This is a genomic window from Rhodococcus sp. Z13_19A, assembly GCF_058133575.1.
This window is the reverse complement of the sequence record NZ_JBYUNN010000001.1, coordinates 1,366,174-1,388,208: the sequence shown is the minus strand read 5'-3', so window position 1 is coordinate 1,388,208 and position 22,035 is coordinate 1,366,174. Positions and strand designations below refer to the sequence as shown.

The following is a 22,035-nucleotide window of genomic DNA, read 5'->3' as shown; positions in this document are numbered from 1 at the left end:
GTTCGGGCGCCCTCGCGGCCCAGCCCACGTAAGTTCTCTGCCATGGGACTGCCCGTCGACCTCTGTGCCGCGCTCGAGACGATCGCCGCCACCCCGCGGCTGCTGGTGACGTCGGACTACGACGGCACCATCGCGCCGTTCGTGAGCGACCCCAGCCAGGCCTTCCCGCGCGAGGACGCCATCGAGCTGCTCCACGCCCTGGCCGACCTGCCCGACACCGCCGTGGCGCTGGTCTCCGGGCGCGCCAGGGACGACCTGGCGGTGCTGTCCGGCGCCGGTGCCGACGTGCAGCTGGTGGGCAGCCACGGCGCGGAGTTCGCCGCGGGCTTCACCCGGCCCCAGGGGCCCGCCGAGCTGGACCTGCACCGGCGGCTGCACGCCACCCTGCAGGCCATCGCGGCTGACCGACCCGGAGTCAGCCTGGAGGTGAAGCCGGCCAGCATCGCCGTGCACGTGCGCAACGCCGCCATGGACGTGGGCAAGCAGGTGCTGGAGCTGGTGCGCCTGGGCCCCGCCACCTGGTCAGGGGTGCAGGTCACCGAGGGCAAGGCGGTGATCGAGCTGGCCGTCATCGAGACCGACAAGGGGCTGGCCCTGAACCTGCTGCGCGAGCAGCACGAGGCGACCGCCGTGGTGTTCTTCGGCGACGACGTGACCGACGAGAAGGCGTTCCGGGTGCTCCGCCCGGACGACGTGGGCGTGAAGGTCGGCGAGGGTGTCAGCGCCGCCCGCTACCGGGTGGGCGAGATCGACGACGTGCTGTCAGCGCTGCGGGTGCTGCTGGACCTCCGCAGCGCCTGACCAGCCAGCGCGTGACCCCCGGCTCCGCAGGCCCGCCGGGGGTCAGGCCGGGTCAGGCCTGTCGGCGGCGCCGAGCGATCTCGGCCAGCACCACGCCGGTGGCCACCGACGCGTTCAGGCTCTCCACCGGGCCGGCCATCGGGATGCTCAACGTGGCGTCGCAGCTCTCCCGCACCAGGCGCGAGAGCCCCTTGCCCTCCGAGCCCACCACGATGACCAGCGGCTCGGTGGCGGCGGCGAAGTCGTCCAGGCTGGTGTCGCCCTCGGCGTCCAGGCCGACCACGGTGATGCCCTTGCCCGCCCAGTCCTTGAGGGTGCGGGTGAGGTTGGTGGCGCGGGCGACCGGCAGCCGGGCGGCGGTCCCGGCGCTGGTGCGCCAGGCCACGGCCGTGACGCTGGCGCTGCGCCGCTGCGGGATCACCACGCCGTGGCCGCCGAAGGCCGCCACCGAGCGGATCACCGCCCCGAGGTTTCGCGGGTCGGTCACGTTGTCCAGCGCGACCAGCAGCGGGGCCCCGCCGTCGGCCCGGGAGCGGGAGAGCAGGTCGTCGGGGTGGGCGTAGGTGTAGGCCGGAACCTGCAGACCCACGCCCTGGTGCAGCCCGTTGTTGCTCATCCGGTCGAGGTCGGTGCGGGGCACCTCGAGGATGGCGATGCCGTGCTCGGAGGCGTAGCGCACGCTCTCGTCCAGGCGCTCGTCGGACTCGGTGCCCACTGCGATGTAGAGCGCGGTGGCCGGCACGCCGGCGCGCAGGCACTCCACCACGGGGTTGCGGCCCAGCACGGTCTCCGGCCCGTCCACGGGCTTGCCCGCGGGGCGGCCCCGGCCACCGCTGCTGGGGCGACCCCCGGTCTGCGCGGCCTTCGCCTTGGCCTTGGCGCGGCGGTGCGCGGCGTGCTTGGTGCGCTCCTCCGCGGGCGGGGTGGCGCCGCGGGGCTCGAGACCCCGGCGGCGCTGGCCGCCGGAGCCGACGGTGGCGCCCTTCTTGGCGTCGCCCTTGCGCACCGCGCCGCGGCGCGAGGAGTTGCCTGCCATCAGTGGACCTCTTCCTGTGGTGCTGCAGTCCGCTGCTGAGCATCTGTGTCTGGTTGCCCGGGGGAGCCCGGTGCGGGGGTGGTGGTGGTGCTGGGTGCCGGGGCCGCGTCGCGGATGCTCCACTGCGGGCCGTCGGGGGTGTCGGTGACCTCCACGCCTGCGGCCGCGAGGCGGTCGCGCACGGCGTCGGCGGTGGCGAAGTCCCTGGCGGCGCGGGCAGCCTGCCTGCGCTCGAGCTCGGCGCCCACCAGCACCTCCAGCGCGTGGTCGGTGCCCGCGGAGTGCTCGGCCGCCGCCCAGTGCGGGTGCAGCGGGTCGACGCCGAGGATGTCCAACATGGCCCGCACGCTCGCCGCCGCCTCCAGGGCCGCGGCGTGCTCGCCGGCCTCCAGTGCGGTGTTGCCCTCCCGGACGCGCCCGTGCACCACGGCCAGCGCGGCCGGGACACCGAGGTCGTCGTCCATGGCAGCGGCGAACTCGGCCGTCACCTCGCCGACGGGCGGGGCGCTGACGCGCTCCCGCACCCGGTGCACGAACGACTCGCAGCGCCGGTAGCCGGCCGCGGCCTCCTGCAGTGCCTGCTCGGAGAACTCGATCATCGAGCGGTAGTGGGCGCCGCCGAGGTAGTAGCGCAGCTCCTGCGGCCGGATGCGCTTGAGCACCTCGGGCACCGAGAGCACGTTGCCCAGCGACTTGGACATCTTCTCCCCGCCCAGGGTCACCCAGCCGTTGTGCATCCAGCAGGAGGCGAACCCGTCACCGGCCGCGCGGCTCTGCGCCTGCTCGTTCTCGTGGTGGGGGAACACCAGGTCCAGGCCGCCGCAGTGGATGTCGAACTGCGGCCCGAGGTAGGCGCGTGCCATCGCCGAGCACTCCAGGTGCCAGCCGGGACGACCGTGGCCCCACGGGGTGGGCCAGGAGGGCTCGCCGGGCTTGGCGGCCTTCCAGAGGGTGAAGTCGCGGGGGTCACGCTTGCCGGCGGCCGAGGTCTCGCCCTGGTGCACGTCGTCCAGGCGGTGCCCGGAGAGCTCCCCGTAGGCGGGGTAGCTGACCACGTCGAAGTACACGTTGCCCTCGGCGGCGTAGGCGTGGCCGGTGTCGAGGAGGCGCTGCATCAGCTCGATCATCTGGGTGACGTGTCCGGTGGCGCGCGGGGACACCGAGGGCGGCAGCACCCCGAGGGCGGCGTAGGCGTCGTCGAAGGCGCGCTCGTGCGTCGCGGCCCACTCCCACCACGGCCGGCCGTGGTCGGCGGCCTTGGTGAGGATCTTGTCGTCGATGTCGGTGACGTTGCGGACGAACAGCACGTCGCTGCCGTTGTGCGCCAGCCAGCGGCGCAGCACGTCGAAGGCGACGCCGCTGCGCACGTGCCCGATGTGCGGGACCCCTTGCACGGTGGCGCCGCACAGGTAGATGGACGCCTGCCCCGGCTTCAGCGGGACGAACTCACGCAGCGTGCGCGTGGCGGTGTCGTACAGGTGCAGGCTCACAACGGGCCATGCTACCGGCCTGCCTCAGCCCGCAGACGCCACCAGCAGCGCGGTTGCGGTGGCAGCCACGCCCTCGCCGCGGCCGGTGAGCCCCAGCCCGTCGGTGGTGGTGGCCGAGACCGACACGGGCCCACCAAGGACCTCCGACAGCAGGGTCTGCGCCTCCACACGGCGCGGACCCACCTTGGGGGTGTTGCCAATCACCTGGACGGCGGCGTTGCCCAGCTGCCAACCGGCGTCGGTGAGCAGTCGGCGCACCTCGGTGAGCAGCTGCACGCCGGAGGCGCCGGCCCACTCGGGCCTGCCGGTGCCGAACACCGCACCCAGGTCACCCAGGCCGGCGGCCGACAGCAGGGCGTCGCACAGCGCGTGGCAGGCGACGTCGCCGTCGGAGTGCCCGGCCATGCCGTCCACCCCGGGGAACAGCAGCCCGGCCACCCAGCACTCCCGACCGGGCTCCACCGGGTGCACGTCGGTGCCGATGCCTACCCGCACGGGGTCGTCCTCACTGCTCGGCCAGCAGGGCCTGGGCCAGCCGCAGGTCCAGCGGGGTGGTGATCTTGAAGGCCAGCGGGTGGCCGGGCACCGTGTGCACCGGCGAGCCGCCACGCTCCACGAGCGCGGCGTCGTCGGTGGCGATCAGCTGTTGGGCGTGGGCCGTGCGCAGCACGTCCACGTGAAATCCCTGCGGGGTCTGCACCGCGCGCAGGGTGGCTCGCTCCGGGGTGGCGGTGACCAGCCCGGCGGCGTCCACCACCTTGATGGTGTCGGCCACCGGCAGGGCCGGCACCACGGCCACGGCCCCGGCGCGCAGGGCGTTCACCACGTCACAGGCCAGCTCCGCCGGGGCGAGCGCACGGGCGGCGTCGTGCACCAGCACGTACCGGGCACCCGGCACCGCCTGCACGGCGGCGGCCAGCCCGGCGCGCACCGACTCCGAGCGCTCCGCGCCGCCGGCGACCACCAGCGTCGCCTCGTCCGCGTACTGCTCGGCGACCTCCGACACGAGATCGGGGGCGACGACGATCACCACGAGGGCGAGGCCGTCGACGCCGAGCAGCACGTCGACGCTGCGTCGCAGCAGCGTCTTGCCCGCCAGCTGCACGAACGCCTTGGGCACGTCCGAACCGAGCCGCAGCCCGAGACCCGCGGCCGGCACGACCGCGACGACCTCACCCACGCCGGGCGTCCGGCTAGGAGGCCTCGACAAGAATCTCGTTGAGGATGCTGGTCGCCTTCTCCTCGTCAGTGCCCTCGGCGAGCGCGAGCTCGCCCACCAGGATCTGCCGAGCCTTGGCTAGCATGCGCTTCTCGCCGGCCGACAGCCCGCGGTCCTCCTCGCGCCGCCAGAGGTCGCGCACGACCTCGGCCACCTTGTTCACGTCACCAGAGGCGAGCTTCTCGAGGTTGGCCTTGTACCGCCGGGACCAGTTGGTCGGCTCCTCGGTGTGCGGGGCGCGGAGCACCTCGAACACCTTGTCCAGGCCCTCCTGGCCCACCACGTCACGGACGCCCACGTACTCGGCGTTGCCGGACGGCACGCGAACGGTCAAGTCGCCCTGTGCAACCTTGAGAACTAGGTATTCTTTTTCCTCACCCTTGATGGTGCGCGTCTCGATTGCCTCGATGAGCGCAGCACCGTGGTGGGGGTAAACGACAGTCTCGCCGACCTTGAAAATCATCTGCTCGCAGCCCCTTTCGCTCCCAGCAGTCTAGCATGCGGCTGACCTGCAGGTTGAACGTCTTCGCAGGTCAGGGGCCTAGGATCGGGAGCGTGGCCCCTGTGACGGGGGTTGACAACCCGCCCCGAACGTGCCTAATCGACCCGGTCTGACCGATGCACTACCACAACCACTAGTCTGCCTGTTCGAGTCGAGGCGCAACCGCGCTCGTACGGCGATCGATCGGCCCCGGGCCGCGCACCGTCTGAGAGGACGCACAGTGATCTGGTTGGGAAGCTCGGCGAGCCCCATGAGAAGTTCCGTGAAGGCCGCCATCGGCGCCGCGCTGGCCGTGGGTTCGGTCACCCTGCTTGCCGGCTGTGGCGCCGGGCAGGTCAACACCATCGGCAGCCAGGTTGCCGCCGTCAACGGCGCCACCGCCCGCGTCGGCGAGCTGACGGTGCTCGACGCCACCATCGCCGCCCCGGTCGGCGAGCAGTACTACTACCGGTCCGGCGAGAGCGCCCCGCTGCTCTTCACCGTCGCGAACCCCAGCGTGCAGGGCGACAAGCTGGTCTCGGTCAGCAGCGCTGCCGCCCAGGAGGTGACGCTCTCCGGCGCCACCGACATCGGCGCGGGCACCAACCTGGTCGCCACCGCGCCGAACAGCTCCCAGCCCAGTGCCGCCGCAGTGGCCCCGGGCCGCTCGACGGACAAGGAGGGCCAGCTCACGGCCACCCTCGAGGGCCTCAAGCAGGACGTCGGCCCCGGCCCGACGGTGGACGTCACCTTCACGTTCGAGCGCGCCGGCCAGATCACGCTGCCCGTGCCGATGGGCGCACCGGCCACCACCGAGCGCCCCACCCCCAAGGCATCGACCGGCGAGCACTCCGACAGCAAGGGCGGTCACTGACCGCCGCTCGACCCCAGCTGAAGACGCAGCCCCGACGCCCACGGCGCCGGGGCTGTGTCTGTTCAGGCCGGGTGTCGCGTCCGGGCCGGGCATCGCGTCAAGGTCGGGCACGGCGTCCGGGCCTGTCGGGGGCGCCGCCTAGCCTGACCCGGTGGCCAAACCCCGGAGCACCTTTCGCTGCGCCCAGTGCGCGCACACCCTGAGCAAGTGGGTCGGCCGCTGCCCCGAGTGCGGCGAGTGGGGCTCGATCGCCGAGGCCCCGGCGCTGACCTCGGTCGGCGGACGCAGCTCCGCCACCGCACTGGTCCCGGCCACTCCCGCCGTCCCGATGACCGAGGTCGACCTGCAGACCGCGACGGTGCGGCCCACCGGGGTGGCCGAGCTGGACCGGGTGCTCGGGGGCGGCATGGTGCCGGGCGCGGTGGTGCTGCTGGCCGGTGAGCCCGGCGTGGGCAAGTCCACCCTGCTGCTGGAGGTGGTCCGCCAGTGGGCACCGGGCAGCAAGGCCCTCTACGTCACCGGCGAGGAGTCGGCCGCGCAGGTGCGGCTGCGGGCCGAGCGGACCGACGCCGTGCACCCCGAGGTGTACCTGGCGGCGGAGACCGACCTGGCCACCGTGCTCAGCCACGTGGACCAGGTGCAGCCCGAGCTGCTCATCGTCGACTCGGTGCAGACCATGTACGCCGCCGACGTGGACGGCGTGCCCGGTGGCGTCACCCAGGTGCGCGCCATCACCGCCGCGCTCACCTCGCTGGCCAAGGCCCGCGGGCTGCCGATCATCCTGGTCGGTCACGTCACCAAGGACGGTGCAGTGGCCGGGCCCCGCTCGCTGGAGCACCTGGTGGACGTGGTGCTGCACTTCGAGGGCGACAAGCACTCCACCCTGCGGATGGTGCGGGGGGTGAAGAACCGCTTCGGTGCTGCCGACGAGGTGGGTTGCTTCGAGCTGCGGGCCGACGGCATCCACGGAGTCAGCGACCCCTCCGGGCTCTTCCTGCACCACCAGGGGGCCGCCGTGCCCGGAACGGCCGTCACCGTGGCCGTGGAGGGCAAGCGGCCCCTGCTGTGCGAGGTGCAGGCCCTGGTGGCCCCATCCAGCCAGGCCACCCCGCGCCGCGCGGTGAGCGGGCTGGACTCCTCCCGCGTGGCGATGATCCTGGCCGTGCTCGAGCGCCGCGGCGGGGTGAAGGTCTCCGACGCCGAGGTCTACACCGCCACGGTCGGCGGCATGCGGGTCACCGAGCCGGCCGCTGACCTGGCCCTGGCGCTGGCCGTCGCCTCGGCCGCGAGCGACCGGGCCCTGCCCAGCAATCTGGTGGTCATCGGTGAGCTGGGCCTGGCCGGCGAGGTCAGGAGGGTCGCCGGCACCGATCGCCGGGTGACCGAGGCGCGCCGGCTGGGATTCACCCACGCCCTCGTCCCGCCCGACTCCGGGCCCATGCCGCCGGGGGTGCGGACCACCGTTGTGGCCGACATCCCTAGCGCGCTACGAGTGCTCTTCGGCTGATCAGGCACGATAGGCAACAACGCGGCGCCCGGGGGCGCCTGACCGGGTGCAACGAGGGGACAGTGAGTGGCTGAGCAGCCGATGTCGGCGCTGCGCACGACCTTGGCCCGCCTCGCGCCGGGCACGGGGCTGCGGGAGGGCCTCGAGCGCATCCTGCGGGGCCGCACCGGGGCGCTCATCGTGCTGGGCTACGACGAGCTGGTGGAGACCATCAGCGACGGCGGGTTCGAGCTGGACATCGAGTTCGCCCCGCCCCGCCTGCGGGAGCTGTCCAAGATGGACGGCGCCGTGGTGCTCTCCACCGACGCCACCCGCATCCTGCGCGCCAACGTGCAGCTGGTGCCCGACTACACCGTGCCCACCGGCGAGACCGGTACCCGGCACCGGGCCGCGGAGCGCACCGCGGTGCAGACCGGTTACCCCGTGGTGTCGGTCAGCCAGTCCATGGGCATCATCAGCGTCTACGTCGACGGCGTCCGCCACGTGCTGGACGACTCGGCCACCATCCTGTCCCGCGCGAACCAGGCGCTGGACACCCTGGAGCGGTACAAGTCACGCCTGGACGAGGTCACCCAGCAGCTGTCCGCGCTGGAGATCGAGGACTTCGTCACCCTGCGCGACGCCATGACGGTGGTGCAGCGCCTGGAGATGGTGCGGCGCATCTCCGCCGAGATCACCGGCGACGTGGTGGAGCTGGGCACCAACGGGCGGCTGCTGGCCCTGCAGCTGGCCGAGCTGGCCGGCGGCACGGACAACGACCGCGAGCTGGTGGTGCGCGACTACCTGCCCGGCGACGACGTGCAGCACGCCGCCCTGGGGCCGGTGCTCGACGCGCTCGACGCGCTGACCCCGCAGGACCTCATCGACCTCACCACCCTGGCCCGGTCGTTCGGGCTGCCCGGCTCGGTGGACAGCCTGGACATGCCGATGTCGCCGCGCGGCTACCGGCTGCTGGCCCGAGTCCCCCGGCTGCCCGGCCCCGTCATCGAGCGGCTGGTGGATGCCTTCGGCTCGTTGCAGGCGCTGCTGGCCGCCACCGCCGACGAGCTGCAGACGGTGGACGGGGTGGGCGAGGCGCGGGCCCGCTACGTCCGGGAGGGGCTGTCCCGCCTGGCGGAGTCCAGCATCGTGGAGCGCTACGGGTAGCAGCACTGCTGCTGCACTCGCCCCCACTGGGTTCACTCCACTGGGTTCACTCCACGATCGCGAAGGGCACCGGCGGGCTCTGCCGTGCCCCCAGCACCGCCATCACCAGGTAGCGGTCCGGCGGGACCGGCGTGCGCGGCGTGGCGCACCCCTCGGTGGAGGTGTTGGTGGACCACTGGGCGCTGTAGACCACCTGCTCCCCGGGAGCCAGCGCGCGGGCCTCGGTGGTGGTGCCTGGCGAGCAGTCGCTGCTCGACCACACCCGGGCCTTGTCGGCGGCGCGGTAGACCACCACCTGCTGCCGGTTGGGGCTCACGTCCAGCGCGCAGGGCTCGGTGCTGGTGTTGCTGAAGAGCAGCCGGAACACCGGCTGGGTGCCGCGCGGGTAACCAGGGGCGGCGGACTCGGCCCGGACCTCCACCGCGGAGTCGCTGCAGGGCTGCACCGGCACGCCGTCGCTGCCCAGCACCACCGGCGCGGGGCGGGGTGCCGTCGGGGGCTGCGTGGGGGCGGCTGCAGCGGTGGCCGAGGGCGCCGTGGCGGTGCCCGCGGTGGACGGGGCGGGGGTGTCCGAGGGCGCGGCGGGGGTCGGCGGCAAGGTGAGTCTTGCGGTGGCGGGCTGCGGAGCTCCTGGCGAGGAGCCGACCACGGACGTGAGCAGCCACACCACGGCCACCATCACGACCACTGCCACTCCGACCAGCGCAGCGCGTCGTCGCAGGTAGACGTCTCGGGACTCCGGTCCCACGGGCTTGAGCACGAGCCGAAGGTAGCGCCCTGCCCCCGGGTGCAGGGTGCAGCACCCCCGCGTGTCGCACGTACGGTTCTGCCGTGGACTCCGACGTGCTCAACACCTGGTTCGCCGCGACGGCGCGGGCGCTGCCGTGGCGGGAGCCCGGGACCACCGCCTGGGGGGTGCTGATGAGCGAGGTGATGCTCCAGCAGACCCCCGTGGCGCGGGTGGCGCCGGTGTGGCTGCAGTGGGTCCAGCAGTGGCCGACGCCCGCCGACATGGCCGCGGCGTCGCCGGCCGAGGTGCTCCGCGCCTGGGGCCGGCTGGGCTACCCGCGCCGCGCCGTCCGGCTGCACGCCTGCGCCACCGCGATCGTCGAGCGCCACGACGGGGTGGTGCCCAGCGACGTGGACACCCTGCTGACCCTGCCCGGCATCGGCGCCTACACCGCCAGGGCGGTGTGCTGCTTCGCCCACGGTCAGCGGGTGCCGGTGGTGGACACCAACGTGCGCCGGGTGGTGGCTCGGGCCGTGCACGGGCGCGCCGAGCCCGGCCTGCCCTCGACCACCCGTGACCTGGCCGACGTGGCCGCGATGCTGCCCGAGGACGTGCCCAGCGCCGCCGTGTTCTCCGCGGCGCTGATGGAGCTGGGCGCCACCGTGTGCACCGCCCGCAACCCCGGCTGCCCGCAGTGCCCGGTCCGTCAGGAGTGCCGGTGGGTGGCGCTGGGCCGCCCGGCCAGCACCGAGCCCCGCCGTCCCGGGCAGCGCTTCGCCGGTACCGACCGACAGGTGCGCGGGCTGCTGATGGAGGTGCTGCGCACCAGCACCACGCCGGTGCAGCGAACGCAGCTGGACGTGGTCTGGCCGGCTGACCCCGTGCAGCGCGACCGTGCGCTGGGTTCCTTGCTCACCGACGGGCTGGTGGAGCAGACCGCCGCCGGTCTGTTCGCACTGGCCGGCGAGGGCGAGCCGGCCACCAGCTAGCCCGCTGGCAGCGAGCGCAGCAGCCCCTCCACCGCCGCTTGGTAGGCCTGTGGCGCGTCGTCGTGCACCAGGTGCCCGGCCCCAGCCACCACCAGGTGCGTGCACGGCGCCGCAGCCACCTCAGCCATCTGCGCCATCTGCCCGGGCGGGGTGAAGGAGTGCTCCGCCTCCAGCAGCAGGCTGGGCGCCCGCACGGCCTGCCACTGCGCCCAGTGGTCCCGGCTGCCCCAGTGCTCGGCGATGGCGAACCAGTGCGCCAGCTCGCCGTGCAGGTGCCAGCCGTCGGAGCGGTGGTCGAAGCTCTCCAGGAAGTAGCGCCCGGCCACCGGACCGAAGAACGCCAGCACCTCGTCCGGGTCGGTGAAGGGCACGGGCCACTGCTCCAGCTGCGCCATCCAGCCCACGGCGGTGCGCCCCCGGAAGTCCGGTGCCATGTCCTCCACCACCAGCGCGCGCACCAGCTCGGGCCGGGTCCCCGCCAGGCACCAGGCGTGCAGGCCACCCATGGAGTGCCCGAGCACCGCGACCGGGCCGGCGTCGATGCGCTCCACCGCGGCGGCGGCGTCAGCGACGAAGCGCTCGGTGTGCCAGGGGCCCCGCGCTGGCGCGTCGCCGTGGCCGGCGGCGTCCAGGGCCCAGACGTGGCCGTGCTCGCGCAGCCACGGCAGGCAGCGAACCCAGGTGCGGGCCCGTCCCATCAGCCCGTGGAGCAGGAGGATGGGCGGGCCGGCACCCCCGTAGTCGTGCAGCACGAGGCAGGACGCTACCCACCACCGGCGCGCACCCGCCCGCAGGTAACCTCGCGCCATGGCTGTTGTGAAGATCAACGCGATCGAGGTCCCCGAGGGCGCCGGAGCCGAGCTGGAGAAGCGCTTCGCGGCGCGGGCCGGAGCGGTGGAGGGCTCACCCGGCTTCCTCGGCTTCGAGCTGCTGCGCCCGACCGGCGGCGACAGCCGGTACTTCGTCTACACCCGCTGGGAGGACGAGGCCTCCTACCAGGCCTGGGCCGAGGGCTCGGGCATGGCGGCACACGCCGGCGAGCGGGCCAAGCCCGTGGCCACCGGTGCCTCGCTGCTGGAGTTCGACGTGGTGCTGCACGTCGACCCCAGCTGAGCACACGCTCACCCCTGGATCCGGTTGCGGTGGGGGGCAGGTAGTTCCGTCGCTGCGCGCGCCTTATCGTGTGCCGACAAGTCCTCAGCCCCTGAAGGGTCCTCCGATGCACCTGCGCCCTGCGGCAGCCGCGCTGCTTGCTGCCACCACCGTGCTCGTCGGCGCGGGTTGCAGCTCCGCCGAGCCGGGCGAGGCGGTTGCCGACCCCGCTGCGGCGGAGACGAGCCCCGCGGCACCGGCTGGCGAGGTCGGCCGGGCCCAGGCCGGCGGCTGGAAGGCGAGCGTGCTCGGCGTCGAGGACCCGTACACCAACCCGACGTCGATCTTCAAGCCGGCGGCCGGCACCCGGTGGATCGCCCTGGACGTGGAGGTCACCAACCTCACCGGGCAGGTGAAGATGGTGCCCACCATGCTCGGGTTCGGTCTCTACGACGGTGACACCAGGCTGACCGCGCCGGTGGGCCAGGGGTCTCTGTCGGACACCCTGGAGCCCAACGCCTCCAAGCGCGGCAAGCTGGTCTACCAGCTGCCGGCGGAGCAGCCCACCCGCGGGCTCACGCTGGTGGTGCGCGGCGACCTCGGCACCAGCAGCGAGCGCTCCCCGATCACCCTGCCCTGACGGCGCCTACAGCTTGCGCAGCTCGGGCAACAGCTCGGCCTCGGCCCACCGGATGAAGTCGGCCTGGGATCCGCGCCCGACCTGCGCCAGCGCCACCTCGGTGTACCCGGCCTCCACGTAGGGCCGCACGGCCTCGACGAAGAGCTCCACGTCCGGGCCACAGGCGATCGACTCGGCCACGTCCGCCGGACGAGTGTTGGCCGAGGCCGCCGCGAACGCCGCGGTGCCGGGCAGCTCGGAGTTGACCTTCCAGCCCAGGCTGAACCAGCGCATCAGCTCGTGGGCCCGCTCCACCGCGGTGTCCCGGTCGGGGTCGTAGCAGACCGGAACCTGGCCGACCCGGGGCTTGCCGGCACCGCCGGCCAGGTCGAACGCCTCCCCCAGCGAAGCCTTGGGCTCGGTGCCGATCATCACGTCGGCCAGCTCGCCGGCCAGCTCGCACGACTGCGGCCCGGAGACCGCCACCCCGATCTTGGGTGGCGGCGTGCCCACGTCCCACAGCTTGGCCGAGTCGACCTGGTAGTGGTCGCCGCGGTAGCTGAGGTACTCGCCGGTGAACAGCGCCTGGATGATCTGGATGGCCTCGGCCAGCATCTCGTGGCGGACGTTCACCGGGGGCCACCCACCACCGGTGACGTGCTCGTTGAGGTTCTCCCCGGAGCCCAGCCCCAGGGTGAACCGGCCGTCGGCGAGCAGGTCGACGGTGGCGGCCATCTGGGCGACCACCGTCGGGTGGTAGCGCTTGATGGGGCAGGTCACGTAGGTCATCAGGTCGATGGTGTCGGTGGCCTGGGCGACCGCGCCGAGCACGGAGAACACGAACGGCGCGTGGCCCTGGGCGTCCAGCCACGGGAAGTAGTGGTCGCTGGCGACGGCGAGGTCGAAGCCGGCCTGCTCGGCAGCCACCGCGTTGGCCACCAGGTCCTTGGGCGATGCCTGCTCCCCGAGCAGGGTGTAGCCGATGCGCACCATCAGGGCTTCCTCCCCAGCAGCGCCACCAGCTGCTCCATCGGGTTGTCCGAGCTGGTCTCCACCGGCGGGCCGAACACCGACGCACCGGCGAGGTTGTTGTCGCGGACGTAGGCCAGCACGTGCAGCACCGCAGCCGGGTCTGGCGTGTCGTCCGGCACGCCGGCGCCCCTGGCCAGGTCCCAGGCGTGCACGGTGAGGTCCAGCAGCATCTGCTCGGCGTACTCCCCGGCCGGGGTGGGCCCGAAGGACAGGTCCACCGTGGTGTCGTCGGACGCCGCCGCCCACGCCTCGCGGGAGGCGATCTCCACGGTGTCCCACGTACCTGCCGGGTCGTCGCCCAGGACGTCGCCGTCGTAGGCGTCACCCACCTGGGCCATGGTCTCCCCGGCGAGCAGGCGCGGCGCCCACAGGTGCTCGGCCGTCACGTGGTTGAGCAGGTCGCGCACCGTCCAGTCCGTACACGGCGTCTGGTTGGTCCACGCGTCGTCGGGCAGCTGGTGCACCACCCTCGTGAAGTGGTCGAACCCCTCCTGGAGCAGCTCGCGGGCAGGGGCTTCGTCGGGAGTTGCCATGTCCCCTGTCTACCGGTGCCGAGCTGCGCACGCATCCGGAGGCGCCCCAGGCACCGGCCACGGCGGCGTGCCCGGACGCACGACACCGCCGCACCCTCGAAGGGGTGCGACGGTGTCGGGTTCGTGCAGGCGCCGCGGGTGGCTACTCGGAGCTGGACTCCGAGGTGTTGCCGCCCTCAGCCGCCTTGGCCAGGTCGATCGGCGGTGCGTCGGGAACCGAGTCGGGCTTGGCCTCGCCGCGGAAGGTGAACTTCGCGTCCTCCCCCGTGCCCTCGCCGTCCCAGTTCTCCACGTCCACGACCACGATCTGGCCGGGCTGGATCTCGCCGAAGAGGATCTTCTCCGACAGCTGGTCCTCGATCTCGCGCTGGATGGTGCGACGCAGCGGCCGTGCACCCAGCACCGGGTCGAAGCCCCGCTTGGCGAGCAGCTGCTTCGCCTGGTCGGTGATCTCGATCCCCATGTCCTTGTTCTTCAGCGCCGTCTCGACCCGGGTGATCATCAGGTCGACCATCTGCACGATCTCGTCCGAGGTCAGCTGGTGGAAGACCACGATGTCGTCGATGCGGTTGAGGAACTCCGGGCGGAAGTGCTTCTTCAGCTCGTCGTTGACCTTCTGCTTCATCCGGTCGTAGTTGGAGTCAGCACCCGATCCGCTGGAGAACCCGAGACCGACCGCCTTGGAGATGTCGCTGGTGCCCAGGTTGGACGTGAAGATGAGCACGGTGTTCTTGAAGTCCACCGTGCGGCCCTGACCGTCAGTGAGACGGCCGTCCTCGAGAACCTGCAGGAGCGTGTTGTAGATCTCCTGGTGCGCCTTTTCGATCTCGTCGAACAGCACCACGCTGAATGGCTTGCGGCGCACCTTCTCGGTGAGCTGTCCGCCCTCTTCGTAACCGACGTATCCGGGCGGGGCGCCAAACAGCCGAGACGCTGTGAAGCGGTCGTGAAACTCGCCCATGTCGATCTGGATGAGTGCGTCGTCGTCACCGAAGAGGAAGTTCGCCAGCGCCTTGCTCAGCTCGGTCTTTCCAACACCGGACGGGCCGGCGAAGATGAACGAGCCACTGGGCCGCTTCGGGTCCTTCAGTCCGGCGCGCGTGCGACGAATTGCCTTGGCAACAGACGTGACTGCCTCACGCTGACCAATGATGCGCTTGTGGAGCTCGTCCTCCATGCGCAGCAGCCGAGTGGTCTCCTCCTCGGTCAGCTTGAACACCGGAATACCGGTCCAGTTGCCCAGGACCTCCGCGATCTGCTCGTCGTCGACCTCGGCCACGACGTCCAGGTCACCGGCGCGCCACTGCTTCTCGCGCTCGCTCTTCTGGCTGAGCAGCTGCTTCTCGGTGTCGCGCAGGCTGGCGGCCTTCTCGAAGTCCTGCGCGTCGATCGCGGACTCCTTCTCCCGACGCGTGTTCGCGATCTTCTCGTCGAACTCCCGCAGGTCCGGCGGCGCGGTCATCCGGCGGATGCGCATCCGGGCACCGGCCTCGTCGATCAGGTCGATCGCCTTGTCCGGCAGGAAGCGGTCGGAGATGTAGCGGTCGGCCAGCGTGGACGCCGCCACCAGGGCGCCGTCGGTGATGGAGACGCGGTGGTGCGCCTCGTACCGGTCACGCAGACCCTTGAGGATCTCGATGGTGTGCTCGACGCTGGGCTCGCCCACCTGCACGGGCTGGAAGCGCCGCTCCAGGGCGGCGTCCTTCTCCACGTACTTGCGGTACTCGTCCAGGGTGGTGGCACCGATGGTCTGCAGCTCACCGCGAGCCAGCATCGGCTTGAGGATGGAGGCCGCGTCGATCGCGCCCTCGGCCGCACCGGCACCGACGAGGGTGTGGATCTCGTCGATGAACAGGATGATGTCGCCGCGGGTGCGGATCTCCTTGAGCACCTTCTTCAGGCGCTCCTCGAAGTCACCGCGGTAGCGGCTGCCGGCCACCAGCGAACCGAGGTCCAGGGTGTACAGCTGCTTGTCGGTGAGCGTCTCGGGGACCTCGCCGGTGACGATGGCCTGCGCGAGGCCCTCGACCACGGCGGTCTTGCCGACGCCCGGCTCACCGATGAGGCACGGGTTGTTCTTGGTGCGCCGCGACAGCACCTGCATGACCCGCTCGATCTCCTTCTCCCGCCCGATGACCGGGTCGAGCTTGCCCTCGCGGGCAGCCTGAGTGAGGTTGCGACCGAACTGGTCGAGCACCAGCGACGTGGACGGGGTGCCCTCGCTGCCGCGCCCGCCGGACTCCGCGGGCTCCTTGCCCTGGTACCCCGACAGCAGCTGGATGACCTGCTGACGGACCCGGTTGAGGTCGGCGCCGAGCTTGACCAGCACCTGCGCGGCGACACCCTCACCCTCGCGGATGAGACCGAGCAGGATGTGCTCGGTGCCGATGTAGTTGTGGCCGAGCTGCAGGGCCTCCCGGAGGGAGAGCTCGAGCACCTTCTTGGCACGCGGGGTGAACGGGATGTGCCCGGACGGCGCCTGCTGGCCCTGGCCGATGATCTCCTCGACCTGGCTGCGCACACCCTCGAGGGAGATGCCGAGCGACTCCAGCGACTTGGCGGCGACACCCTCACCCTCGTGGATGAGGCCGAGCAAGATGTGCTCGGTACCGATGTAGTTGTGGTTGAGCATCCGGGCTTCTTCTTGAGCCAGGACGACGACGCGCCTGGCGCGGTCAGTGAACCTCTCGAACATGGCGCTCCTCACACTCCTGCTGCGGTGTCCGCCACGACGTGTCTCGCCACGGGGAACGTCCGCCTACTCTAGTGGGCCGCTTGCAGCCACGTGGCGCTCACGGGGTCTTTAACAGCGACTCACCGGTCCAACGCACCGGTCCCACCAAGCGATCCCGTTCTCGCTACGCCCAGGGCGAACAGCGACGGACCCCCGCCCAGGAAGGGCAGGGGTCCGTCGTGCTGCTGCTCGGGAGCGCTCAGCTGGCCTGGTGGTAGGCCTCGATGATCGCGGCCGGGATGCGGCCGCGGTCGGAGACCTCGTGGCCGGAACGGCGGGCCCACTCGCGGATCGCGGCACTCTGCTCGCGGTCCACCGAGGCGCGGCCCTTGGTGGTCGATCCACGAGAAGTGCGCTTGCGTCCACTTTCCTTGCGGGCGTGCGCAATCCACATTGCGAAGTCGTTGCGGAGCTTCTGCGCATTGTCCGCGGATAGGTCGATCGAGTAGTTCACACCGTCCACAGAAAACTCGACAGTCTCGTCAGCAGCGAGCTCGTCGTCGATGTCGTCAACGAATGTGACGGTGACCTTTTGCGACATTAGTCGACTTCCTTTTCCCTCATGTTGATCGGTGTCACCGAGAGTAGCGCAATTCAGCCGCCGGGTCGAACCAGCGGAAACAGGATCGTGTCCCGGATCCCGCGCCCAGTAAGCGCCATCAGCAACCGGTCGACACCCATTCCGGTTCCCGTTGTGGGCGGCATCGCATACTCCATGGCGGTAAGGAAGTCCTCGTCCAGCCGCATGGCCTCGTCATCACCTGCTGCAGCCAGGCGCATCTGCTGCACAAAGCGCTCTCGCTGCACCACTGGATCAACCAGCTCGGAATATCCGGTGGCGAGCTCGAAACCGCGCACATACAGATCCCATTTCTCGACAACACCGTCAATTGTGCGGTGCTGCCGAGTCAAAGGTGAAGTCTCCACAGGGAAGTCGCGCACGAAGGTGGGTGCGACGAGGTCGTCGCCGACCAGGTGCTCCCACAGCTCCTCGACCAGCTTGCCGTGCCCGTGCGCCGGATCGACCGGCATCTCCACCCGCTCGGCCAATGCACGCAGCTGCTCCACGCTGGTGGCCGGCGTCACTTCCTCGCCGATCGCGGCGGAGAGGGAGGGATACATCTCCAGCGTGGTCCACTCACCACTGAGGTCGTACTCCGTGCCGTCGGCGAGAGTGACCACCTGGGTGCCGAACGCAGCCTGCGCCACTTCCTGCACCAGCTCGCGGGTCATTCGGGCGGAGTCGTCGTAGGTGCCGTAGGCCTCGTAGGTCTCCAGCATCGCGAACTCCGGGGAGTGCGAGGAGTCCACACCCTCGTTGCGGAAGTTCCGGTTGATCTCGAACACCTTGTCGATGCCCCCGACCACGCACCGCTTGAGGAACAGCTCCGGGGCGATGCGCAGGTAGAGGTCCAGGTCCAGGGCGTTGGAGTGGGTGACGAACGGGCGTGCGGCCGCGCCCCCGTGCAGGGTCTGCAGCATGGGGGTCTCCACCTCCAGGAAGCCGCGCTGCTCCAGGGAGCGGCGCAGCTCGCGCACCACGGTGCTGCGGTGGCGGACCATGTCGCGCGCGGCCGGGCGCACGATCAGGTCCACGTAGCGCTGGCGGATGCGGGTCTCCTCGCTCAGCTCCTTGTGCGCCACGGGCAGCGGCCGCAGGCTCTTGGCCGCCATCCGCCACTCGTCGGCCATCACGCTGAGCTCACCGCGGCGGGAGGTGATCACCTCGCCGTGCACGAAGACGTGGTCGCCGAGGTCGACATCGGCCTTCCAGGCGGCGAGGGACTCCTCACCGACGCCGGCCAGGCTGAGCATCGCCTGCAGCTGGGTTCCGTCGCCCTCCTGCAGGGTGGCGAAGCAGAGCTTTCCGGTGTTGCGGATGAACATCACCCGGCCGGCGACCCCGACCTGCTCGCCGGTGGCGGTGTCCGGCTCGAGGCTCTGGTGGGCGGCGCGGACCTCGGCGAGGGTGTGCGTGCGGGGCACCGCGACCGGGTAGGGGTCGAGGCCCTCGGCGAGCATCCGTTCCCGTTTGCCCTGCCGGATCCGCATCTGCTCGGGAAGGTCGTCAGAGGAATGCGGCTGCGCGGCGTCGGTCACGGGTCCCCAGCCTAGCTACGGTGCGTCAGCGTCCTGCACCACACGCACCCCGGGCACCGCGAGCGACGTCAGCGGTCGGTGAGCACGTCCACCAGCCCCGCGGCCTGCAGCTGCTGGTAGCCGCCGACGAGGTCGGTGGCCCGGTGCAGTCCCAGCTGCTGCAGGGCGGCGGCGGCCAGGCTGGAGGTGTAGCCCTGCGAGCACATCACCACCCAGGCGACGTCGTGGTCGACGGCCTCCGGCAGCCGGGCGTCGCTGGCGGGGTCACAGCGCCACTCCAGCACGTTGCGCTCGATCACCAGGGCGCCGGGCAGCTCGCCCTCCTCGGCCCGCTGGGCGGCGGGGCGGATGTCCACCACCACCGCGCCCGCGCGCACGGCCGCGGGCAGCTGCTCCGCGCTGAGTCGGTCCAGCCGGGCGCGGGCCTGCTCCAGCAGCTCGTCGATGGTCATGGTGGTGGCCCTCCCGGTCGGCGGTGTGCTCGGGTCAGGCACGGTGCTCAGACCCGAGCGGAGATGCGGTCCAGGTTGCGCTCGTAGACCAGCCGCAGGCCGGTCAGCGTCAGGAACGCCTCGTGGTGGGTGATGGTGCGGCACTCGGTGACCATCAGCGGTGCCAGGCCCCCGGTGGCCAGCACCGTCACCGGCGGTCCAGCCGTGCCGAGCTCGGCGATGATTCGCCCGACCAGTCCGTCGACCTGTCCGGCGAAGCCGTAGACCACGCCGGACTGCAGGCACTCGACGGTGTTCTTGCCGATCACCGAGCGGGGCCGGACCAGCTCCACCTTGCGCAGCGCCGCGGCGCGGTTGGTGAGGGCGTCCATGGAGACCTCGATGCCCGGGGCCAGCGCCCCGCCGAGGAACTCCCCGCGGGCGGAGACCACGTCGATGTTGGTGGAGGTGCCGAAGTCGACGACGACGCAGGCGGTGCCGAACAGGTGGTGCGCGGCCAGGGTGTTGACCACCCGGTCGGCACCCACCTCCTTGGGGTTGTCCACCAGCAGCGGCACCCCGGTGCGCACCCCCGGCTGCACGATGACCTGGGGGATGCCGGCCCAGTAGCGCTCGAGCATGCTGCGCAGCTCGCGCAGCAGGGACGGCACCGTGGACAGCCCGGCCACCCCGGTGATCTCCGGCAGGTACCTGCCGATGAGCCCGCGCATGATCAGCGCCATCTCGTCAGCGGTCATCCGGGCGTCGGTGCGCATCCGCCAGTTGTGCACCAGGACGGCGTCGGCGCCGGTCCCCTCGAAGAGCCCGAGCGCGACGTTGGTGTTGCCGATGTCGACGGTGAGCAGCACCGGGCTAGACCGACAGCAGCTCGTCAGCGGGTCGACTGCCGGAGGTGAGACCGGAGCCGGCCGGGGCGTGCGCCGGGTCGGCACCGAGCTCGACGACCTGGTTGTCACTGCCCACGAAGACCACCTTGGGCTGGTACGTGCGGCACTCCTCGGCGTCCATCACCCCGTAGGAGATGAGGATGACCAGGTCGCCGGGGTGCACCAGGTGCGCGGCGGCACCGTTGATCCCGATCACGCCGCTGCCGCGGGGGCCGGGGATGACGTAGGTCTCCAGGCGGGCGCCGTTGGTGACGTCCACGATGGCCACCTGCTCACCCTCGAGCAGGTCGGCGGCGTCCATCAGGTCCTGGTCGATGGTGACCGAGCCGACGTAGTGCAGGTCAGCCTGGGTGACGGTGGCGCGGTGGATCTTGGACTTCAGCATGGTGCGGAACATGGGTTTCCTCCCGGTCAGAGCTGGTTCGCATGGTGTTCGTTGCCCAACGCCACTCCGACGTTGTCGATGAGGCGGGTGGAGCCCACCCGGGCTGCCACCAGCAGCCGACCGGCTCCGTGCTCGGGCGGCGGTCCGAGGTGCGGGTCCCGGACCTCCAGGTAGTCGACCGATATGTCCGGTTCAGTGTCGAGCACGGCACGTGCTGTGGCAACAGCTTGGGCCGCCCCGTCTCGGGCGGCGTGCGCGCCGGCCACCAGCGCGGCCGACAGCACCGTGGCCGCACGCCGCTGGTCGGCGGTGAGGTAGGCGTTGCGCGAGGACAGGGCCAGCCCGTCGGGCTCGCGGATGGTGGGCACCCCGACGACGCGGACGTCCATGTCCAGGTCGCGCACCATCTGCCGGATCAGGGTGAGCTGCTGGTAGTCCTTCTCCCCGAAGAGGGCGACGTGGGGACCGACGATGTTGAACAGCTTGTTGACCACGGTGAGCATGCCGGCGAAGTGGGTGGGCCGCGAGACGCCCTCGAGCTCGGCGCCCAGCGGGCCGGGCACCACGGTGGTGCGAGCGCCTCCGTGCGGGTACATCTGTGCGGCCGACGGCGCGAACACCAGCTGGACGCCGGCCTCGCGGAGCAGCTCCACGTCGCGGTCCAGGGTGCGCGGGTAGGCGTCGAGGTCCTCGCCGGGCCCGAACTGCAGCGGGTTGACGAAGATGGAGACCACCACCACCGCCGCGGGCACGCACCTGGCCTCGCGCACCAGCTCCAGGTGACCGGCGTGCAGCGCGCCCATGGTGGGCACCAGGACCAGCTGGCGGCCGGTCCCCCGCAGCGCTCGGGTGACCCGCCGGAGCTCGGCCGGGTCGTGGTAGACGGTGGTCGCCGTCAGGTCGAGCGTCATGCCAGCTCCTCCAGGATTGCGCGCGCCGCGGTGGCGCTGATCAGGCCGTCCTCGCGCGCCCGCTGGGCGGTGCGCCGGGACAGGGCACGGTAGGCCGCGCCCACGCCGGCGTCGGCGTCGGTCAGCACGGCCAGGTGGGTGGCCACCGCCTCGGCGTCACCGCGGGCGACCGGGCCGGTGAGCGCGCGGTCGCCGTGGCGCAGGGCGTTGTCCAGCGCGGCAGACAGCAGCGGGGCCAGCACGCGCTCGGCTGGGGTGGTGTTGCCGGCGGTGATGGACTCCAGCACGCTGACCGCGTCACGCACCAGGGTGACCAGGTGGTTGGCGCCGTGGGCCAGGGCGGCGTGGTAGAGCGGGCGGTCGGTCTCGGCGATGCGCACCGGCTCCGCCCCCACCTCCAGCACCAGCGCCTCGGCCACCGTCCAGCCCGCGTCGTCGGCGGCGGTGACGCCGAAGCAGCAGCTGGCCAGGCGGGCGGTGTCCTCGTCGCGGCCGGTGAAGGTCATCGCGGGGTGCAGGGCCAGCGGCAGCGCCCCCAGTGCGGCGAGCGGGGCGAGCACGTCCACCCCACGGGCACCGGCGGTGTGCACCACGATCTGGCCCGGGCGCACCGAGCCGGTGGCGGCCAGGCCGCGGACCAGGCCAGGCAGCTCGACGTCGGGCACGGCCAGCACCAGCAGGTCGGCGCGGGCGGCCACCTCGTCCGGCGTGGTGACCTCGGCGCTGGGCAGGCGCTGCGCGGCGCGGCGCAGCGACTGCTCGGAGATGGCGGAGGCGGCGACGACGCGGTGTCCGGAGAGCTCGAGAGCGGCACCGAGGGCAGTGCCCACCCGGCCGGCTGACACGACCCCCACCGCGAGGCGGGGCCGACCCTGGGCGCGGCGGTGCGCACCAGTGAATTCGGCTGAACTCACCGTTGTCCTCTCTGTCGTTCCAGTCCTGCTGAGCAGGTACCGGACGTCGTCGGGGCAAAGCGTAGGCCCACCCGCCGCGTCGTGGCGGCCCGAGGTGACTCGA

Annotated in this window: 24 protein-coding genes; 7 read left to right on the top strand and 17 right to left on the bottom strand. The window is 71.9% G+C overall.

The window, feature by feature from the left end:
• The first annotated feature begins 42 nt into the window (after positions 1-42).
• On the top strand, positions 43-801 hold the full coding sequence (otsB, locus tag AC3YNX_RS06485) for a trehalose-phosphatase (protein ID WP_489994933.1): 759 nt from the start codon (positions 43-45) through the stop codon (positions 799-801).
• A gap of 52 nt (positions 802-853) precedes the next feature.
• Here otsB and rlmB read toward each other — a convergent pair whose 3' ends face one another.
• Genes rlmB through AC3YNX_RS06460 form a run of 5 tightly spaced genes read right to left on the bottom strand, consistent with a single transcriptional unit; the run spans position 854 to position 5,009 of the window.
• The gene (gene rlmB, locus AC3YNX_RS06480; protein ID WP_489982514.1) at positions 854-1,837 is read right to left on the bottom strand and encodes a 23S rRNA (guanosine(2251)-2'-O)-methyltransferase RlmB; all 984 of its coding nucleotides are present in this window, start codon (positions 1,835-1,837) and stop codon (positions 854-856) included.
• A complete protein-coding gene (gene cysS / locus AC3YNX_RS06475) occupies positions 1,837-3,327 on the bottom strand; it encodes a cysteine--tRNA ligase (protein ID WP_489994932.1) in 1,491 nt (496 codons plus the stop codon). The genes rlmB and cysS overlap by 1 nt, the downstream gene beginning before the upstream one ends.
• A gap of 24 nt (positions 3,328-3,351) precedes the next feature.
• On the bottom strand, positions 3,352-3,822 hold the full coding sequence (ispF, locus tag AC3YNX_RS06470) for a 2-C-methyl-D-erythritol 2,4-cyclodiphosphate synthase (RefSeq protein ID WP_127781864.1): 471 nt from the start codon (positions 3,820-3,822) through the stop codon (positions 3,352-3,354).
• A gap of 10 nt (positions 3,823-3,832) precedes the next feature.
• Positions 3,833-4,507 (bottom strand): 2-C-methyl-D-erythritol 4-phosphate cytidylyltransferase, encoded by a 675-nt coding sequence (gene ispD / locus AC3YNX_RS06465; protein ID WP_489994931.1) that lies wholly within the window; start codon positions 4,505-4,507, stop codon positions 3,833-3,835.
• Between the two features lie 13 nt (positions 4,508-4,520).
• A complete protein-coding gene (locus AC3YNX_RS06460) occupies positions 4,521-5,009 on the bottom strand; it encodes a CarD family transcriptional regulator (protein WP_127781862.1) in 489 nt (162 codons plus the stop codon).
• A gap of 289 nt (positions 5,010-5,298) precedes the next feature.
• On the opposite strand from AC3YNX_RS06460, the gene AC3YNX_RS06455 reads away from it, so the two are divergent.
• The 3 genes from AC3YNX_RS06455 (at position 5,299) to disA (ending at position 8,554) form a co-directional block, all read left to right on the top strand.
• Entirely contained in the window at positions 5,299-5,901 is a 603-nt protein-coding gene (locus AC3YNX_RS06455) for a copper chaperone PCu(A)C domain-containing protein (RefSeq protein WP_127781861.1), read from the top strand.
• A gap of 151 nt (positions 5,902-6,052) precedes the next feature.
• The gene (gene radA, locus AC3YNX_RS06450) at positions 6,053-7,408 is read left to right on the top strand and encodes a DNA repair protein RadA (RefSeq protein WP_127781860.1); all 1,356 of its coding nucleotides are present in this window, start codon (positions 6,053-6,055) and stop codon (positions 7,406-7,408) included.
• An 81-nt stretch (positions 7,409-7,489) separates the two neighbouring features.
• Positions 7,490-8,554 carry a DNA integrity scanning diadenylate cyclase DisA gene (gene disA / locus AC3YNX_RS06445; RefSeq protein ID WP_489994990.1) on the top strand — a complete coding sequence of 355 codons (1,065 nt, stop codon included), beginning with the start codon at positions 7,490-7,492 and terminating at the stop codon, positions 8,552-8,554.
• 46 nt (positions 8,555-8,600) lie between these two features.
• Here the strand turns inward: disA and AC3YNX_RS06440 are convergent, their stop codons facing one another.
• Entirely contained in the window at positions 8,601-9,314 is a 714-nt protein-coding gene (locus tag AC3YNX_RS06440; protein ID WP_489994930.1) for a hypothetical protein, read from the bottom strand.
• 71 nt (positions 9,315-9,385) lie between these two features.
• Here AC3YNX_RS06440 and AC3YNX_RS06435 point away from each other — a divergent pair, with 71 nt between their 5' ends.
• Positions 9,386-10,273, top strand: coding sequence for an HhH-GPD family protein (locus AC3YNX_RS06435; RefSeq protein WP_489982510.1), 888 nt, complete (start codon positions 9,386-9,388; stop codon positions 10,271-10,273).
• Here AC3YNX_RS06435 and AC3YNX_RS06430 read toward each other — a convergent pair.
• Positions 10,270-11,025, bottom strand: a complete 756-nt coding sequence (locus AC3YNX_RS06430; RefSeq protein ID WP_489982509.1) for an alpha/beta fold hydrolase — start codon at positions 11,023-11,025, stop codon at positions 10,270-10,272. The genes AC3YNX_RS06435 and AC3YNX_RS06430 overlap by 4 nt on opposite strands.
• Positions 11,026-11,080: 55 nt before the next feature.
• Between AC3YNX_RS06430 and AC3YNX_RS06425 the strand changes: the two genes are divergently transcribed.
• Positions 11,081-11,386 carry an antibiotic biosynthesis monooxygenase family protein gene (locus AC3YNX_RS06425; protein WP_127781856.1) on the top strand — a complete coding sequence of 102 codons (306 nt, stop codon included), beginning with the start codon at positions 11,081-11,083 and terminating at the stop codon, positions 11,384-11,386.
• A gap of 106 nt (positions 11,387-11,492) precedes the next feature.
• The gene (locus AC3YNX_RS06420) at positions 11,493-12,005 is read left to right on the top strand and encodes a DUF4352 domain-containing protein (protein WP_489982508.1); all 513 of its coding nucleotides are present in this window, start codon (positions 11,493-11,495) and stop codon (positions 12,003-12,005) included.
• A 6-nt stretch (positions 12,006-12,011) separates the two neighbouring features.
• Here the strand turns inward: AC3YNX_RS06420 and AC3YNX_RS06415 are convergent, their stop codons facing one another.
• The 10 genes from AC3YNX_RS06415 to AC3YNX_RS06370 all read right to left on the bottom strand — a co-directional run bounded on the left by AC3YNX_RS06415 (position 12,012) and on the right by AC3YNX_RS06370 (position 21,932).
• On the bottom strand, positions 12,012-12,977 hold the full coding sequence (locus AC3YNX_RS06415; RefSeq protein WP_489994929.1) for a TIGR03557 family F420-dependent LLM class oxidoreductase: 966 nt from the start codon (positions 12,975-12,977) through the stop codon (positions 12,012-12,014).
• Positions 12,977-13,549: a TIGR03086 family metal-binding protein gene (locus AC3YNX_RS06410; protein ID WP_489994928.1), complete on the bottom strand. Its 573-nt coding sequence runs from the start codon at positions 13,547-13,549 to the stop codon at positions 12,977-12,979. Before AC3YNX_RS06410 ends, AC3YNX_RS06415 begins: the two co-directional genes overlap by 1 nt.
• 142 nt (positions 13,550-13,691) lie before the next feature.
• Positions 13,692-16,244 carry an ATP-dependent Clp protease ATP-binding subunit gene (locus tag AC3YNX_RS06405; protein ID WP_127781852.1) on the bottom strand — a complete coding sequence of 851 codons (2,553 nt, stop codon included), beginning with the start codon at positions 16,242-16,244 and terminating at the stop codon, positions 13,692-13,694.
• 238 nt (positions 16,245-16,482) lie between these two features.
• On the bottom strand, positions 16,483-16,824 hold the full coding sequence (locus AC3YNX_RS06400) for a histone-like nucleoid-structuring protein Lsr2 (RefSeq protein WP_127781851.1): 342 nt from the start codon (positions 16,822-16,824) through the stop codon (positions 16,483-16,485).
• A gap of 53 nt (positions 16,825-16,877) precedes the next feature.
• Positions 16,878-18,335, bottom strand: coding sequence for a lysine--tRNA ligase (gene lysS, locus AC3YNX_RS06395; RefSeq protein ID WP_489994989.1), 1,458 nt, complete (start codon positions 18,333-18,335; stop codon positions 16,878-16,880).
• A gap of 116 nt (positions 18,336-18,451) precedes the next feature.
• A complete protein-coding gene (locus AC3YNX_RS06390) occupies positions 18,452-18,835 on the bottom strand; it encodes a rhodanese-like domain-containing protein (RefSeq protein WP_489994927.1) in 384 nt (127 codons plus the stop codon).
• Positions 18,836-18,882: 47 nt separating this feature from the next.
• Positions 18,883-19,683, bottom strand: coding sequence for a type III pantothenate kinase (locus AC3YNX_RS06385; RefSeq protein ID WP_489982504.1), 801 nt, complete (start codon positions 19,681-19,683; stop codon positions 18,883-18,885).
• 4 nt (positions 19,684-19,687) lie between these two features.
• Entirely contained in the window at positions 19,688-20,119 is a 432-nt protein-coding gene (gene panD / locus AC3YNX_RS06380; RefSeq protein WP_127781847.1) for an aspartate 1-decarboxylase, read from the bottom strand.
• A 14-nt stretch (positions 20,120-20,133) separates the two neighbouring features.
• A complete protein-coding gene (gene panC, locus AC3YNX_RS06375; protein WP_489982503.1) occupies positions 20,134-21,018 on the bottom strand; it encodes a pantoate--beta-alanine ligase in 885 nt (294 codons plus the stop codon).
• On the bottom strand, positions 21,015-21,932 hold the full coding sequence (locus AC3YNX_RS06370) for a Rossmann-like and DUF2520 domain-containing protein (protein WP_489982502.1): 918 nt from the start codon (positions 21,930-21,932) through the stop codon (positions 21,015-21,017). Before AC3YNX_RS06370 ends, panC begins: the two co-directional genes overlap by 4 nt.
• Positions 21,933-22,035: the final 103 nt, after the last annotated feature.

Excerpts from the sequence above, each read along its gene's own strand:
- AC3YNX_RS06390 (WP_489994927.1), bottom strand. The coding sequence starts at position 18,835 with ATGACCATCGACGAGCTGCTGGAGCAGGCCCGCGCCCGGCTGGACCGA.
- panC (WP_489982503.1), bottom strand. The coding sequence starts at position 21,018 with ATGACGCTCGACCTGACGGCGACCACCGTCTACCACGACCCGGCCGAG.
- AC3YNX_RS06415 (WP_489994929.1), bottom strand. The coding sequence starts at position 12,977 with ATGGTGCGCATCGGCTACACCCTGCTCGGGGAGCAGGCATCGCCCAAG.
- AC3YNX_RS06425 (WP_127781856.1), top strand. The coding sequence starts at position 11,081 with ATGGCTGTTGTGAAGATCAACGCGATCGAGGTCCCCGAGGGCGCCGGA.
- disA (WP_489994990.1), top strand. The coding sequence starts at position 7,490 with ATGTCGGCGCTGCGCACGACCTTGGCCCGCCTCGCGCCGGGCACGGGG.
- AC3YNX_RS06420 (WP_489982508.1), top strand. The coding sequence starts at position 11,493 with ATGCACCTGCGCCCTGCGGCAGCCGCGCTGCTTGCTGCCACCACCGTG.
- AC3YNX_RS06405 (WP_127781852.1), bottom strand. The coding sequence starts at position 16,244 with ATGTTCGAGAGGTTCACTGACCGCGCCAGGCGCGTCGTCGTCCTGGCT.
- AC3YNX_RS06460 (WP_127781862.1), bottom strand. The coding sequence starts at position 5,009 with ATGATTTTCAAGGTCGGCGAGACTGTCGTTTACCCCCACCACGGTGCT.
- AC3YNX_RS06455 (WP_127781861.1), top strand. The coding sequence starts at position 5,299 with ATGAGAAGTTCCGTGAAGGCCGCCATCGGCGCCGCGCTGGCCGTGGGT.
- lysS (WP_489994989.1), bottom strand. The coding sequence starts at position 18,335 with ATGCGGATCCGGCAGGGCAAACGGGAACGGATGCTCGCCGAGGGCCTC.
- panD (WP_127781847.1), bottom strand. The coding sequence starts at position 20,119 with ATGTTCCGCACCATGCTGAAGTCCAAGATCCACCGCGCCACCGTCACC.
- AC3YNX_RS06410 (WP_489994928.1), bottom strand. The coding sequence starts at position 13,549 with ATGGCAACTCCCGACGAAGCCCCTGCCCGCGAGCTGCTCCAGGAGGGG.
- otsB (WP_489994933.1), top strand. The coding sequence starts at position 43 with ATGGGACTGCCCGTCGACCTCTGTGCCGCGCTCGAGACGATCGCCGCC.
- rlmB (WP_489982514.1), bottom strand. The coding sequence starts at position 1,837 with ATGGCAGGCAACTCCTCGCGCCGCGGCGCGGTGCGCAAGGGCGACGCC.
- AC3YNX_RS06400 (WP_127781851.1), bottom strand. The coding sequence starts at position 16,824 with ATGTCGCAAAAGGTCACCGTCACATTCGTTGACGACATCGACGACGAG.